The organism is Taklimakanibacter deserti, assembly GCA_003574785.1.
Map to the genome: position 1 here is coordinate 123,716 of QORU01000017.1, position 15,302 is coordinate 139,017.

Consider the following 15,302-nt stretch of genomic DNA (forward strand, 5'->3'; position numbering starts at 1 on the left):
TGCTCCATTACAAATTGGACATCCAGCCTGACGCGGTGGAACGACTTCGTTTCGCGAGGGTTGGCTCGCCGCAATGGAGGTAAATATGAAATCAGCTGCAATAGCCTCGCTGGTGGCGGCCATCCTCGGATTGGGCGTCACGGCGGTCGCGGCTCAGCCGCCTGTCCCACAGCCTGCCGATATGCGGATCAGTTCGGACAATGTGCTTCAGGCTGATTACAAGAAGTACAAGAAGAAAGAGCATATGCGGCACAAGAAGTGGGTCTACAGCGAGAAATACGGCCATCGCTACCGCCACAAGCGCCATGGCTATGGCTATTACTATGAAGGTTGGTGGTATCCGCGCCCCTATTGGGAGCCCGGCCTAAGCATCCACCTGGGTCTTTGACATCCTGAAGAGGCGGTCGTGTCTGGCGGCCGCCTTTTTTCCTTGTTTCAGTGCCGCTCCCTGAAACCCTTCCCGTAATGCGCCTCGAGCCTGGCCTGGATGATCTCGAAGCCGATCGACAGGATCCAGTAGATCACCGCCGCGGTGGTCAGCATCTCGATATAGCGATAGGCGGTGCGGCCGAAGGACTGCGCCAGGAACATGATCTCCCATACGCCCATGACCGAGATGAGGGACGAATCCTTCAGCATGGCGATGAATTGCGAGCCGGTCGGCGGGATCGCCACCCGGATCGCTTGCGGCAGCACGATGCGCCACATCACCACCCAGTGATGCAAGCCCAGCGAGGCGCCCGCTTCCACCTGGCCCTTGGGCACCGAGACGATGCCGGCGCGGAAGATCTCGCTCAAGTAAGCGCCGTAGTTGAGCGACAACGCGATGATGCCGGACGGTATGGCGGCGGGCACCGGGCCCAATTGCGGCAGGCCCAGATAGATGAGGAAGATCTGGACGAGAAGCGGCGTGCCGCGGAAGAAGGAAGTGTAGAAGGTCGATATGCCGTAGAACACCGCGCTCTTCGACAAGCGGCCCAGGGCCGAGATGAGGCCCAGTATGATCGAGGCGATGATGGCGAAGAAGCAGACGAACAACGTCAGTGCCGCGCCCTGGATGAAGCCGTCGCGGGTCAGCGTCAATCCGGCGAGATAGGGAAATTTCTCGACGATGAAGTCGAATTTGAGATCGAAGCTCAGGAAGAAGAAGACGAAGAGGACGAACAGCGTCCCCCATACGGCGCAAACGCGAAGCCTGAAATTGGCATCGCTGTTCTGAGGAAAGGCCGAAGCCGGGGCGACCCTGGCTTCAGCCTCCGTTATCGGAGCGTTGCTCACTGCTTGGTCGTGATGTCCCGGCCGACCCACTTCTCGGAGAGGGCTTTCAGCGTGCCGTCATCCGACATCTGCTTGAAGATCTCCTTGATCTTCGCCTGCCATTCGGGATCGCCCTTGTCGACCGACACCCAGATCGGCTCGCCGAACACCGGATCGCCGACGATCTTGAACTTGTCGGGCGCTTTCTTCACCCGGTCGATGGCGGTCAGATAGTTGCTGACGATGGCATCGAGGCGCTTGCCTGAGCCCAGCGCCAGGTCCTGGAAGGCCGTGTCCTCGGAATCATAGGGAACCGGCGTCACCTCGGCGAAGGGATAGGTCACCTTCTCCGCCCCCGGGATGTCGATCACCAGGTCCTTCAGGATGTATTTCTCATAAGTGGTGCCGGCCTGCGCGCCCACTTTCTTGCCGTTGAGGTCCGCGGCGCCCTTGATGTCGTTATTGTCGGCATTGACCACCACGATCGCCGGCGCCGAATAATATTGCAGCACGAAATCGAGGACCTCGGCGCGTTCCTTGGTCGGCGTCATCGAGCAGACGCAGATGTCCCAGCGGCCCTTCCAGTTGCCCGCCGTGATGATCTCCCAGGATGGCGTCTCGACCTTCATGTCGACGCCGAGCCGTTTGGCGAATTCACGCGCGACGTCGACGTCGAAGCCGACAACCTCGCCCTTGTCGTCGATATAGGAGAAGGGCGGATAGGCGCGGTCGGTGGTCTCCATCATGACCTTGTTGTTCATCACCCGGTCGAGGGTCTCGCCGGCCGTCGCCACCGTGGCAAGGCCTGCTAGTGCCGTAATGGCCAAGGCCGCCAGGCGGATTTTAGTGCTCATAGATAGTCTCCCTGCAGTGTTTTTGTGCGGGCTCGAAGGTTCGAGCCCAAGTCGTTCCTTAGCCCAGTCTTTCGCCTTCCGGTAGGCATGATCTGCCGGAGCGGCAGGGAAACGCACGCTTATATTGCAATGCAGCATGGCCTCAGTCTAGAACCCGGCGCATCCCCCTGACCGTCATGGAGGCCCACGTGAAGCTCGCCCAGAAGATCGCCATTGTCACCGGTGCTGCCAGCGGCATCGGTCTTGCCATCGCTAAACGCTTTGTCGAGGAGGGGGCGATCGTCGCCATCGCCGATCTCAAGGAAGACGCCGCGAAGGATGCGGCCGCCGATCTCAGCCGGCGCGGACCCGGCAAGGCCATCGGCATCGCCATGGATGTGACGAGCGAATCAGAGGTCAATGACGGCGTGGCGGAGGTGGTCCGGCAATTCGGCACGGTCGACATCCTGGTCGGCAATGCCGGCATCCAGATCGTGCACCGCATCGAGGATTTTCCCTATGAGGAATGGAAGAAGCTCCTCGCCATCCATCTCGACGGCGCCTTCCTCACCGCCAAGGCCTGCCTGCCTCATATGTACAAGCAGAAATCCGGCAGCGTCATCTTCATGGGCTCGGTGCATTCGAAGGAGGCTTCGCCGCTCAAATCGGCCTATGTGGCGGCCAAGCACGGCATAGTCGGCCTGGCGCGCGTCCTCGCCAAGGAGGGCGGGCCCTATGGGGTGAGGAGCAATGTGATTTGCCCGGGCTTCGTGCGGACACCGCTGGTCGAGAAGCAGATCCCGGAACAGGCGCGCGACCTCAAGATCTCCGAGGAGGAGGTGGTGAAGAAGGTGATGCTCGGCAACACGGTCGACCAGCAATTCACCACCGTCGCGGACGTTGCCGAGATCGCGCTGATGCTTGCTTCCTTCGAGACCAATGCGCTCACCGGCCAGTCGATCGTGGTGAGCCATGGCTGGTATATGAACTGATGATAGTTCGCCGTCATGCGGAACTCGCCGCCGCGCAGAGAATGATGGTTTTCAGAGGGAAATCGCTGTAGATTCCGGCGCGGGATGATTTTCGGCGACGAGCGGCTCGCAGTCGCCTGCATATATCGGCAAATTTCGTAGCACCACTTACGGCGGGGTGATGTGATGAAACGCCTGGCTCTCCTGGTCTGCCTGCTGCTGGTGCTCGGCGGCTTCTATTATTGGTTCATGGAGCGGAACCCGCGCGACATGGCGGCGGAGGCCGAGATCACGCCCGATCACACCGAGGCGGCGATCCCGGTCCGGCTTGCTCCCGTGAAGCGCATGACGCTGCCGCTCAGTTTCATGACCATCGGGACCATTCAACCCATTGTCTCGATCCCGGTCACGGCGCAGGTCTCCGGCGTCGTCACCAAGGTCGACGTCGTGGACGGGGCCGAGGTGAAGCAGGACGACGTGCTGGTCGAGCTCGATACGCGCCTCATCGATGCGCAGATCCAGCAGGCCCAGGCCGCTCTCGCCAGGGACCAGGCCAATATCGACAAGGCGCAGCGCGATATCGACCGCATCAACAAGCTGGTGGCCGAGAAGGTCGACCCCCTCGCACGCGGTCCGGATGCGCAGACGACCCTCGATCTCGCCAAGGCGGCGCTGCAATCCGACCAGGCGGCCCTGCAGAGCCTGCAGGTCCAGCGCGAATATTATTCCATCCGCGCGCCGATAGCGGGCCGCGTCGGGACGGTGCCGGTCAGGCCGGGTTCGATCATCGTCGCGGGCACCGACGCCAGCCCGATCGTCACCGTCAACGGCTTCGATCCGATCTATGTGGCGGTCGGCATTCCGCAGAAGATGGTCGCCGATCTCGTGGAGGACAAGGCGCAAGGTGCCGCCCGGATCAGTCTCACCGTGCCTGGCCGGAACGACAAGCGTGAAGGCGCGGTGACGGCGATCGACAATGCCGCCAATGCGGCGACAGGCCTCGTCACCGTGCTGGCGACCATCGCCAATTCGCCGGCGGTGCTGTGGCCGGGCGAGCTCGTCAATGTCGAAGTGATCTTCCGCGATCAGCCCGATGTCCTCGTCGTGCCCAATGTGGCTATCCGCACCAACCAGCAGGGCAGCTATGTCTACACAGTCGACTCGAGCCTGCGCGCCAGCCTGAAGCCGGTCGTCGTAGCGCGCAGCGCCCAAGGCCTGTCGGTCGTCTCGGGCGGCCTCGATGCGGGCGACAATGTCGTCACCGACGGGCAGTTGCTGCTCTCGAACGGTGCCTTGGTGTCGGTCAAGGAAGCGATGGAGTGAGGCGCGCCATGTCGCTCTCGGAGCTCTGTATCAGGCGGCCGGTGATGACGGTGCTGCTCATGCTGTCGCTCGTCGTCCTCGGCATCGTCGGCTTCCTGCAATTGCCGGTCGCGGCACTGCCGCGCATCGATTTCCCCACCATCCAGGTGAGCGCGTCGCTTCCCGGCGCCAGTCCGGAATCGATGGCTTCCTCGGTCGCCGAGCCTCTGGAGCAGCAATTCTCGACCATTCCGGGCATCAGCTCGATGACGTCGACCTCCATCCAGGGGTCGAGCACCATCATCATGCAATTCGATCTCAGCCGGAATATCGACGCCGCCGCGCTCGACGTGCAGTCGGCGCTGTCGATCGCCGCGCGGAGCCTGCCGCCGCAAATGACCACGCCGCCCTTGTTCAGGAAGGTCAACCCGGCCGACCAGCCGGTCCTGCTGCTTGCTTTGTCGTCCGCCACACTGCCCCTCATCGATGTCGACGAGTATGCCGAGACAATTCTGGTGCCGCAGATCTCGCAGATCCTCGGGGTTGCGCAAGTCCTGGTCCTCGGCCAGCAGAAGCGGGCGGTCAGGATCGAAGCCGATCCGCGGCTTGCCGCCAGCCGCAATCTGAGCCTCACGGATATCAGCAGCGCAGTGGCGGCGGCCGACTCATTCATACCCGTGGGCGGCATCGCCGGGCGCGCGCAGAACCTCACCATCGATGCGCCTTCGCAATTGAAAAACGCCGACGACTACGGCTCGCTGGTCATCGCCTGGCAAGACGGCAGGCCCGTCCGGCTTGGTGACGTCGCGGTGATTCGTGATGGCGCCGAGAATGAAGAGACTGCGAGCTGGATGAATGACGAGCGTACCATCTTGCTCGCCGTCTATCGCCAGCCCGATGCCAACACGATCGAGGTGGTCGATCAGGTCAAGTCCCGTCTCGCTTCATACCGCAGCCAGTTGCCGGCCGAGATCCAGCTTGCGGTGAACAGCGACCGTTCGGTGTCGATCCGCAACGCCGTGGCCGATGTCGAGTTCACTTTGATGCTGGCCGCCATCCTGGTGATCCTGGTGATCTTTGCGTTTCTGAAGTCGCCGCGCGCCACCCTCATCCCGGTGTTGGCCTTGCCGGTGTCGTTGATCGCGACCAGCGCCGTCATGGCGCTGCTCGGCTTCTCGATCGACAACATGTCGCTGCTCGCCATCACGCTCGCCACCGGCTTCGTCGTCGACGACGCCATCGTGATGCTGGAAAATATCGTGCGCCACATCGAAATGGGCAAGTCGCCTTTCCAGGCCGCGATCGATGGCGCCCGCGAGATCGGCTTCACCATCCTGTCGATGACCGTTTCGCTCGTCGCGGTGTTCATCCCGGTATTGTTCATGGGCGGCGTGGTCGGGCGACTGTTCAATGAGTTCGCGCTGACGATCTCGGTGGCGATCCTGGTGTCGGGCTTCGTGTCACTGACGTTGACGCCGATGCTGTGCGCACGGTTGCTGAAGCCTGAGGACCCGGCGGCAAGGAAGAGCTTGCTGCCCCGCCTCTCTGACGCGGTCTTCGGCGGAATGGAGAGGGGGTATAGTGTCTCGCTCGATGTCGTCCTGCGCTTCCAGGGCATCACCCTTGTCGTCATGCTGGCTTCCCTTGCAGCTTCGGTATGGCTCTACATCGTCGTGCCCAAGGGCTTCTTTCCGAAAGAGGATACGGGGTTCCTGACCGCCACGATCGAGGCGCTGCCCGACATCGGTTTCGACGCGCTGGCGGCAAAAACGCAAGAAGCGAGCGCCGTCATGAGGAAGGATCCGGCGGTCGCCTATGTGGGAGCGACGGCGGGCGGCGGCAATGTCGCGACCTCCAACACGGCGCGGTTCTTCATCGCCTTGAAACCCAGGGATCAGCGCGATGCGTCGGCCGAGGAAGTGGCGCGGCGGCTCCGGCGCGAGACCTCAGCCATTCCCGGCATCGATGCCTATTATCAGACGGTGCAAAATATTCAGATCGGCGGCCGCTCGGCAAAATCCGATATTCAGTACACATTGCAGAGCGCGGATCTCGATACATTGATTGGGATAACGCCCGCTTTGGTCGATCGGCTGAAGAAGCGGCCGGAGCTGCGCGACGTCACCACCGATCTCGAGCTCAGCGATCCCGAGCTCATCGTGGATATCGATCGCGACCGCGCCGCGGCGCTCGGCGTCAGGGTCGATGACATACGCTCAGCCCTCTATTACGCCTTCGGCGTGGCGCAGGTCGCGACCCTTTATCTGCCTACCGATGACTTCCCGGTGATCCTGGAAGTGGCCCCCGAGCTCCAGGACGATCCCAATGTCCTTTCGCTGATCTCGGTCAAGGCGGCCAACGGGGCGGCAATCCCGCTTGACCAGGTGACCGCGACCCGACGCGAAATTGGACCGCTGTCGGTCAATCATCAGGCCCAGCAATCCTCGGTCACCATCGCCTTCAACCTGGCGCCCGGCATCTCGCTCGGCGAGGCGGTCGATATCGTCAACCAGGAAGCGGCCGCCGCGCATCTGCCGGCCTCGGTTTCGGCCAACTTCGCCGGCACGGCGCAGGCCTTTGTCAACGGCCTCGCCGGGCAGGGTCTCCTGCTCCTTCTGGCGGCGCTTGTGATCTATATCATCCTCGGTATCCTTTATGAGAGCTATGTCCATCCTTTGACCATTCTCGCAGGCCTGCCTTCGGCGGGCATCGGCGCGCTGATCGCGCTGATGCTTCTCGGCATGGATCTTACCGTGATCGCCGTCATCGGCATCGTGCTGCTGATCGGCATCGTCAAGAAGAACGGGATCATGATGATCGACTTCGCCCTGGCGCAACAGGCGGCGGGCGCATCCCCTTTGGACGCGATCCGTGAAGCCTGCCACAAGCGCTTCCGGCCGATCATGATGACGACATTCGCCGCCCTGTTGGGGGCAGTCCCGATCGCGATCGGCTTTGGCCAGGGATCGGAATTGCGGCGCCCCTTGGGTGTGGCGATCGTCGGCGGTCTTCTGATGTCTCAGCTTCTCACCCTCTACATCACGCCGGTCGTCTTCCTGGCTCTCGAGAGGTTGAAAGCGCGGTTCACGACGGGCGCGGTCTCGCCGGTCCGTCAGCGCGGCGCGCCGGCACCTGCCAAATAGCGGCGGGACAGATCAGCGCACGCGATAGAAGGGGTTGGGCAGCAGAAACATCCGTTCAGCATATCCGCCCAGGAGGTCCGACGGCTGATCGCCGATATTTGCGATGATCTTGAACCCTTCGCCTTCTATTTGAGCCCGTATCGGAGCCTTGAAGTCCACTGCGGAAGAATACTGCGCCTTGTCCGGAACCATATAGAGCTTGGTGTAGCCCACATAACCTGCAGATTTGAGGTTCTCCTCCGTGGCCTGGCGTTGATTTTCCGGCCGGCCGGTGATGAAGAAAACATCGGCCTTGGCGGCGAGGGCCTGCTTGAAAATCGCAAGCGTCGGGCCGATCGGCGGGTCTTTTGCCAAATTGTCCCAGGCGGCCCAGCCGCAAGGACCGTCCAGCGCCAGGTCGCAAGGACCCTGGATGGGGCGGCCGAAATTATCCCGCTTGATGATCTCCCAGTTGGCGAGGGCCGTTTCATCGATATCGAAGACAACGGCAGGCCGCGATGCCGAGGGCGCACGCTCACCAATCCAGTCCGCCGCCTTCTTGGCGACAAGAGCGATGTCTCGTTCATACTCACCGGAGTCGTGATAGGCGGCAGCCGCTACGATGGCGTCGCCCACATTCTGGGGCTGAGACGGGCTGGTGTTGTAGATTGCATCCCCGGATGCACAGGCAACGCCCGGCATCGCCATCGTGAGCCAAAGCAACAGTGCCGGGAACCGAACATTGCGCCGAAATGCTTCGACCATTGGATCATCCCCCTTTAGCGATAGCCGACTATATTGCACCGAGCCAACCAGGCAAGCCGCAGAGCGCCATGACGGCGGGTTCACCGATGTCTTCCAGAACAGCACCGTACAGACGGCGCCTCTCTTCGCCTATTGACATCGTGGGCCAAACGGTGGTGTTGGAAATTATCAGGATCGGACCTTGTGCGTATGATGGCCTATCCCAAAGCATCGCTTCGCATCGAATTCGGCCCCGAGCAGCGCATCGGGCCCGGCAAGGTGCGCCTTCTCGAGCTGGTCGCCGAAACGGGATCGATCTCGGCGGCGGCGCGCGAGATGGAAATGTCCTACAGGCGCGCCTGGCTCCTCATCGATGAGATGAACCGCATGTTCAAGGAGCCCGTCATCGCCGCGGTGACGGGCGGCGCCCATGGCGGCGGCGCCCAGCTCACCGATCTCGGCCAGAACGTCGTCGCCACCTATCGCGCCATCGAGGCCGACTCGGCGCAGATCCTGGCGAAGCGGTTGGGCAAGGTGCTAGGCCAGATCTCCATGGCGCAGCCGTCAGCCGGCCGGCGCTCCAAGCGGGCCTGAGCTGCAGGGCCCGGTTTTCTTTTGATCTTCTTTCCGCTTTAGCCCTCAAGGTCCGTTGGCCCTAGGTCCAACTAGAATATTTCGCTCCTGATGGGAATGATCGGACAAACGCCACCTGCGCGCAGAACGGCGGAGCTGGAGAGCAGGAGGCCCGGTCATACAACCAGGAGGCCTGATCATGCAAAAGCGAGCGCCTGAATGCGGTGTCGTGACAGAAAATGTCCCGTCATCAGAAGAGACGACCTTCCTGAATCGCCTCGCCGGCGGGCTGTTTGCCGGTGCGATGCTGGCGACGTCGATGATGATGTCGTCGTCGCTGGTCGCGGTCTCTGAGGCCCAGGCCCAGGATGGGGCCAAGCCCAATATCCTCGTCATCTTCGGCGACGATATCGGCCAGACCAATATCAGCGCCTATTCCATGGGTGTCGTGGGATACAAGACTCCCAATATCGACCGGATCGCCAAGGAAGGCATGATGTTCACCGACTATTACGGTGAGAACAGCTGCACCGCGGGGCGCTCCACCTTCATCACCGGACAAGTGTGCCTGCGCACCGGCCTGTGCAAGGTCGGCATACCGGGTGCCACGGTCGGTCTTCAGGCGCGCGATGTGACCATCGCCGAAGCCCTCAAGCCGCTCGGCTATGCGACCGGGCAGTTCGGCAAGAACCATCTGGGTGATCGCGACGAATACCTGCCGACCAATCACGGCTTCGACGAATTCTTCGGCAATCTCTATCACCTCAATGCCGAGGAGGAGCCGGAACGGCCCTATTATCCCAAGGACGACACGACTTTCGTCAAGAGCAACGCGCCGCGCGGCGTGCTGCACAGCTCTGCCGACGGCAAGATCGAGGACACGGGACCGCTGAACCGGAAGCGGATGGAGACCATCGACGACGAGACGACGGCGGCGGCCATCACCTTCATGGAGAAGCAGGTCAAGGCCGGAAAACCCTTCTTCACCTGGATGAACACGACGCGCATGCACGCTTTCACCCATGTGCGCGAATCCATGCGGGGCCAGAGCGGCATGCCGGGCAACGAATATGCCGACGGCATGATCGAGCATGACGGCGATGTCGGCAAGCTCCTGAAGGCGCTCGACGACCTGAAGATCGCCGACAATACGATTGTCGTCTACAGCACGGATAATGGCCCCAACCAGTGGTCATGGCCCGATGCCGCGACGACGCCGTTCCGCAGCGAGAAGAACACCAACTGGGAGGGCGCCTTCCGCGTGCCGGCGATGATCCGCTGGCCGGGCAAGATCAAGGCGGGCGAGGTCTCCAACGAGATGATCTCCGGTCTCGACTGGTTTCCGACATTGCTGGCTGCCGCGGGCGACAAGGACGTCAAGGATCGCCTCATGAAGGGCACCAAGCTCGGCGACAAGGACGCCAAAGTCCATCTCGACGGCTATAACCAGCTGCCTTACCTCACCGGTGAGCAGCCGAAATCGGCGCGCCAGGATTTCTACTACTTCAATGACGATGGTGAGCTGGTTTCCTATCGGTACAATAACTTTAAAATCGTCTTCTCGGAGCAGCGTGCTCCGGGCGGCTTCGTAGTCTGGGCGAATCCCTTCACCCCCTTGCGCGCCCCGAAGGTCTTCAATCTGCGCATGGATCCCTTTGAGCGCGCCGATGTCGTATCGGATCAGTACTATGATTGGACGGCCCAGAATGCCTATCTGATCCAGTATGGCGTGTATCGCGTCGCGCCTTTCCTTGGGACCTTCAAGGATTATCCGCCCAGTCAGCGGCCGGCGAGCTTCAGCGTCGATCAGATGCTGGAGGCGTTGAACAAATCCATGAACTAGAAACAATAGAGCAAAGCCAGCGCAGGCAACGCATCGCGAGGGACGCATCGGCTGCAAATCCGATGCGCCTTCATCTCCATGACAGAAGGTTCTCCATGGCAGCGCGAGACGACAACGTGGCGTTGGGCCATCCGGCATGAAAGGCGCGATCACTAGCGTGGAGCGAGATCGCGTGGCGGGAATTCCAAGAGCCGCGAGCCTGGGAGCTCTGTGGCCGGCGCTGCTGCTCTTCGGCTCCGGCCTCGTGGCACTCACTTTCCAGATCCTGTGGATCAAACAGCTCTCGCTCGTCGTCGGCATCGATATCTTCGCAGTGACGGTCGGAGTCAGCGCCTTCTTTGCCGGACTTGCACTGGGCGGTCTCGTGCTCGGGCGCGCGGCCGACCGGACCCCAAGACCATTCCTCTTCTATGCCGGGCTCGAGACCGGCGTCGCCCTGCTGGGCATTGCCGCAACCTGGCTGCTGGCGGCGGCGGCTCCCTGGTTCGCAGCACTCGAAACGAGTGCCGGACCACTGGCCTGGCTGATGGTTTTCGTTCTGGTCGGCATCCCCGCCTTCCTGATGGGCGGGACGCTGCCGGTGCTGGTCCGCGCCTTGACGGCGTCGGCCGCCACCATCGGCCGCAAGGGCGGCGGGCTCTATGCCGCGAATACTTTCGGCGCCATTGCCGGGGCGCTCGCCTCCTCCTTCCTGCTCATCCCGAGCCTCGGCATCAAAGGCACCGGCCTTGCCGCCGCCGCCATCGGGCTCGTGGCGGCGGCAGGCGCCGTGCTTGCCGATCGCGGTATCGCGTCGTCTCACCCCGAGACCGCGAAGGCGGCCGCCCGTTTCTCACGCGATGCGAAGCTCGCCATCGCGCTTTATGCAGTCGCGGGTGGCGTGGCGCTCGGCTACGAGGTCGTCTGGTCGCAAGCCATCGTGCAGTTCATGAGCACACGCGCCTTTGCCTTCTCGGTGGTGCTGGCGACCTATCTCTCAGGCCTCGCTTTGGGCGCCGCTTTGTTCGCACGTCTTGCCGATCGCGCGCGCGATCCCTGGGGCGTCTTCGGCCTCCTCATCGCGCTTGCCGGGCTCGCGGCGCTTCTTCAGATGGCGCTGCTCGGCGATTGGCTCGTCGATCTCCAGACGCTTGCCGAAAGGACGGCATGGGCACTGACCGGCAACGATCTCGCCCGCATGTGCGCGCGCTTCGCCGTCGCCGCCCTGGCTGTCATCTTTCTCCCCACCTTGTTCCTCGGCGCTGCTTTTCCGGCGGCGCTGCGCCTCATCGTCGCCGACGGGCATATCGGGCAGGGCGTCGGCGTGGTGGCGGCGCTCAACACGCTGGGCGGGATCGCCGGCACCGTGCTGACCGGCTTTGTGCTGGTGCCGCAATTCGGCCTGATGCGGACGCTCGCGATACTCGCGGTCACCGCCGCCGCCATTGGCCTTATCGCCGTCCTGCCGCAACGTAAGAACCGCCGGCTCATGGCCGGCACGCTCGCTGTCGCTGTCGCCATCGGCGTGACGGCGGCCCTTATCCCCACCGACAAGCTCGCGACACTCTTGCCCGCGGCCCGCAAGGGCGAGGTCGTCTTTTATGAGGAAGGGCGGGGCGCCACGGTGGCGGTGGTCGAGCAGAAAGGCGGCAAGGGGACGTTCCGCCGGCTCTACATCCAGGGTGTCTCCAATACCGGCGACTCGCTGCCGTCGCTGCGCTACATGCGGCTCCAGGCGCTCCTGCCGCTCATCATTCATCAGAGCGAGCCAAAATCCGCGCTCGTCGTCGGTCTCGGCACCGGCATCACCGCCGGCGCCTTGCTCAATGTCGCGAGCCTGGAGCGACGGGTGGCGGCCGAATTGCTGCCAGGCGTCAAGCGCGCCGCTTCGCACTTCACCGGCAATTACGGCGCCGATCGCGATCCGCGAATCGATATCCGTCTCAGAGACGGGCGGCGCGAGCTCCTGCAGAGCGCCGACACTTACGACCTCATCACGCTGGAGCCGCCGCCGCCCTCGGCGGCGGGCGTCGCCAATCTCTATTCGACCGATTTCTATAGGCTTGCGGCGTCGCGGCTCGAACCCCAAGGCATGGTCGCGCAATGGTTGCCGCTGCCGACGCAGAATGGCGATGACACGCGGGCATTGGTGAAGAGCTTCATCGATGTCTTTCCCTATGCCTCGCTGTGGACGACCGAGCTGCATGAGATGCTGCTGATCGGCTCTTTCGCGCCGATGCCGCTCGATCTGAAGACGATCTCGAATCGATTTGCGGACCCCGCCATTCGCGGTGCGCTCGGCGAGGTCGGCATCACGTCGCCTGCGGCGCTGCTCGCGACCTGGATCGCCGACCGCGGGAGCCTCGTCACCTTCGCGGGCAATGCCCTGCCGGTCACCGACGACCAGCCGCGCATCGAATATGCGCCCTGGGTCCGGCCCGATGCCTTCGTGCCCATTTTGATCGAGCTCTTCGCCTTGCGCCATGATCCGCCCGTCACGGGTAGCGATGCCGCATTCGAGGCCGAGATGCGCCGCGAGCGCGATCTCCTCGATGCCTTCTATCAGGCCGGCGTCTATGCCTATACCGGCGATCGCCAAGGCTGGCAGATCCAGATGCGCAAGGTCGCCGCCGCTCAAAGCGGCAATGCCTATTACGAATGGTTCACCAGCGGAGAGGGGCAATGACGGCACGCGACGACATCGTGGCGCTGGGCCAGCGCATCAGCCAATCGATCATCGGCCAGGAGGCGATGGTCGAACGCCTGCTGCTCGGCCTCTTGAGCGACGGACATCTTCTGGTCGAGGGGTTGCCGGGCCTCGCCAAGACGCGGGCGATCAAGAGCCTCGCCAAGAATCTCGACGCCAAGCTGTCGCGCGTCCAGTTCACACCCGACCTCCTGCCCGCCGACATTACCGGCTCGGAGATCTATTACAGCGAAGGCGGCAAGGGCGAATTCAAGTTCCAGCCCGGCCCGGTCTTCGCCAATCTGGTGCTGGCGGACGAGATCAATCGCGCGCCCGCCAAGGTGCAGTCGGCCCTGCTCGAGGCGATGGAGGAACGTCAGGTGACGGTGGGCGGCGAGAGCCATGGTCTGCCCGAGCTGTTCCTGGTCATGGCGACGCAGAACCCGATCGAGCAGGAGGGCACCTATGCCTTGCCCGAGGCGCAGCTCGACCGCTTCCTCATGCATGTGCAGGTGAACTATCCGGCGCGCGAGGCGGAAGCTGAGATCATGCGGCTGGTGCGCAGCGAGGAGAATGGCGGCCAGAGCGGCGGCAAGAAGGACGCGCCCGCCAAGCTCGATCCCAAGGCGGTGCTCGACGCGCGCCAGGAGATCGGCCGGATCACCATCGCCGAGCCGGTCGAGAATTATATCGTGGCGCTCGTCTATGCGACGCGCGAGGCAAAGAAGCTCGACAAGGATCTGGGCCTCTGGATCGAGGTCGGCGTCAGCCCACGCGGCTCGATCGGCCTCGACAAGGTGGCGCGCTCCAAAGCCTGGCTCACCGGCCGCGACTATGTCAGCCCCGACGATGTGAAAGCGGTGGTGCATGACGTGTTCCGTCACCGGCTGATCCTCTCCTATGAGGCGCATGCGGCGGGGGTGAGCGCCGATCAGGTGATCGACCGCGTCGTCGAGCTGGTGGCGGTGGCCTGAACGGAGGTTCCATGGCGTATTCGCTGTCGGCGCTCGGACGTTCCAAAGGTGTCGCGCGGCCGCAGCTCGCCGCCGCGGGTCCCGACAAGGGTGTCCATGTCACGGCCAAGGATCTGGTGGCGCTCGAGGCCCAGGCTCGCGACTTCGGGTTCCTGCGCAAGCGGCCGGTCAACCGTCTGCTCGCCGGCCGGCATGCTTCCCATATGCGCGGGCGCGGCCTCGCTTTCGAGGAATTGCGCAACTATCTGCCGGGCGACGACATCCGCAGCATCGACTGGCGGGTGACGGCGCGCAGCGGCAAGCCCTTCGTGCGCGTCTATGACGAGGAAAGGGACCGGCCGGCACTCATCGTCGTCGACCAGCGCATGAACATGTTCTTCGGCAGCCGCCTGATGATGAAATCGGTGAGTGCGGCGGAGACGGCAGCGCTCTGCGCCTGGCGCGTGATGGCATTGGGCGACCGGGTCGGCGGCTTCATCTTCAATGACAGCCGCATCGACGAACTGGTGCCGCATAGAAGCCGGGCCGCCGTCATCGGCTTTGCCACAGCGCTGGCGCGGCAGAATGGCGAGCTTGCCGCCGATCTCGAAATCGAACGCGGCACGGCGCAGCTCGACAAGGTGCTCGAGACGGTGGCGAGGGTGGCGCATCACGACCATCTGGTGATCGTCATCAGCGATTTCGAAGGCCATGGCCCGCGCACCCGCGATTTGCTGCTGCGGCTCACCGTCAGCAACGACGTCATCGCGGTGCTCGTCTATGACCCCTTCATGCTGGACCTGCCGGAATCGGGCGAGATCGTCGTCTCGGGCGGCAATCTGCAGGCCGAGCTCGCGATGGGGCATGGAAGGGTGCGGACCGGCATCACCGATTTTGCCCGACAGCATGGCGAGGAACTGCTCGCCTGGCAGCAGGAGCTCGGCCTGCCCATGCTGCTCGTCTCGGCGGCCGAGGAAACCGCGCCGCAATTGCGCCGCACCCTCGGGCAGCTGGCCTGGCGGCAAAGGAGACGCTGAAG

At 63.1% G+C, this 15,302-nt stretch carries 12 protein-coding genes; 9 read left to right on the forward strand and 3 right to left on the reverse strand.

What is annotated here, in order from left to right; translation table 11 throughout:
* Positions 1–85: 85 nt before the first annotated feature.
* On the forward strand, positions 86–388 hold the full coding sequence (locus DS839_RS29745) for a hypothetical protein (RefSeq protein ID WP_119274142.1): 303 nt from the start codon (positions 86–88) through the stop codon (positions 386–388).
* 47 nt (positions 389–435) lie between these two features.
* Here the strand turns inward: DS839_RS29745 and DS839_RS29750 are convergent, their stop codons facing one another.
* Together DS839_RS29750 and DS839_RS29755 are read right to left on the reverse strand one after the other, a co-directional pair.
* The gene (locus DS839_RS29750; protein WP_368911993.1) at positions 436–1,278 is read right to left on the reverse strand and encodes an amino acid ABC transporter permease; all 843 of its coding nucleotides are present in this window, start codon (positions 1,276–1,278) and stop codon (positions 436–438) included.
* Positions 1,275–2,111 carry a transporter substrate-binding domain-containing protein gene (locus tag DS839_RS29755; protein ID WP_119274143.1) on the reverse strand — a complete coding sequence of 279 codons (837 nt, stop codon included), beginning with the start codon at positions 2,109–2,111 and terminating at the stop codon, positions 1,275–1,277. The genes DS839_RS29750 and DS839_RS29755 overlap by 4 nt, the downstream gene beginning before the upstream one ends.
* A 188-nt stretch (positions 2,112–2,299) precedes the next feature.
* On the opposite strand from DS839_RS29755, the gene DS839_RS29760 reads away from it, so the two are divergent.
* The 3 genes from DS839_RS29760 (at position 2,300) to DS839_RS29770 (ending at position 7,506) form a co-directional block, all read left to right on the forward strand.
* On the forward strand, positions 2,300–3,082 hold the full coding sequence (locus DS839_RS29760) for a 3-hydroxybutyrate dehydrogenase (protein ID WP_119274166.1): 783 nt from the start codon (positions 2,300–2,302) through the stop codon (positions 3,080–3,082).
* 165 nt (positions 3,083–3,247) lie between these two features.
* Positions 3,248–4,384 (forward strand): efflux RND transporter periplasmic adaptor subunit, encoded by a 1,137-nt coding sequence (locus tag DS839_RS29765; RefSeq protein ID WP_119274144.1) that lies wholly within the window; start codon positions 3,248–3,250, stop codon positions 4,382–4,384.
* An 8-nt stretch (positions 4,385–4,392) separates the two neighbouring features.
* On the forward strand, positions 4,393–7,506 hold the full coding sequence (locus tag DS839_RS29770; protein ID WP_119274145.1) for an efflux RND transporter permease subunit: 3,114 nt from the start codon (positions 4,393–4,395) through the stop codon (positions 7,504–7,506).
* Positions 7,507–7,518: 12 nt separating this feature from the next.
* Here DS839_RS29770 and DS839_RS29775 read toward each other — a convergent pair whose 3' ends face one another.
* On the reverse strand, positions 7,519–8,250 hold the full coding sequence (locus DS839_RS29775; protein WP_368911994.1) for an HAD family acid phosphatase: 732 nt from the start codon (positions 8,248–8,250) through the stop codon (positions 7,519–7,521).
* A gap of 189 nt (positions 8,251–8,439) precedes the next feature.
* On the opposite strand from DS839_RS29775, the gene DS839_RS29780 reads away from it, so the two are divergent.
* From DS839_RS29780 to DS839_RS29800, 5 genes are all read left to right on the forward strand, one after another.
* Positions 8,440–8,823: a winged helix-turn-helix domain-containing protein gene (locus DS839_RS29780; RefSeq protein WP_162918893.1), complete on the forward strand. Its 384-nt coding sequence runs from the start codon at positions 8,440–8,442 to the stop codon at positions 8,821–8,823.
* A gap of 298 nt (positions 8,824–9,121) precedes the next feature.
* On the forward strand, positions 9,122–10,645 hold the full coding sequence (locus DS839_RS29785) for an arylsulfatase (protein WP_368911998.1): 1,524 nt from the start codon (positions 9,122–9,124) through the stop codon (positions 10,643–10,645).
* Positions 10,646–10,817: 172 nt separating this feature from the next.
* Positions 10,818–13,310 (forward strand): spermidine synthase, encoded by a 2,493-nt coding sequence (locus DS839_RS29790; RefSeq protein WP_368911995.1) that lies wholly within the window; start codon positions 10,818–10,820, stop codon positions 13,308–13,310.
* Positions 13,307–14,284 carry an AAA family ATPase gene (locus DS839_RS29795; RefSeq protein WP_119274146.1) on the forward strand — a complete coding sequence of 326 codons (978 nt, stop codon included), beginning with the start codon at positions 13,307–13,309 and terminating at the stop codon, positions 14,282–14,284. The genes DS839_RS29790 and DS839_RS29795 overlap by 4 nt, the downstream gene beginning before the upstream one ends.
* Positions 14,285–14,295: 11 nt before the next feature.
* Positions 14,296–15,300, forward strand: a complete 1,005-nt coding sequence (locus DS839_RS29800) for a DUF58 domain-containing protein (protein WP_119274147.1) — start codon at positions 14,296–14,298, stop codon at positions 15,298–15,300.
* Positions 15,301–15,302: the final 2 nt, after the last annotated feature.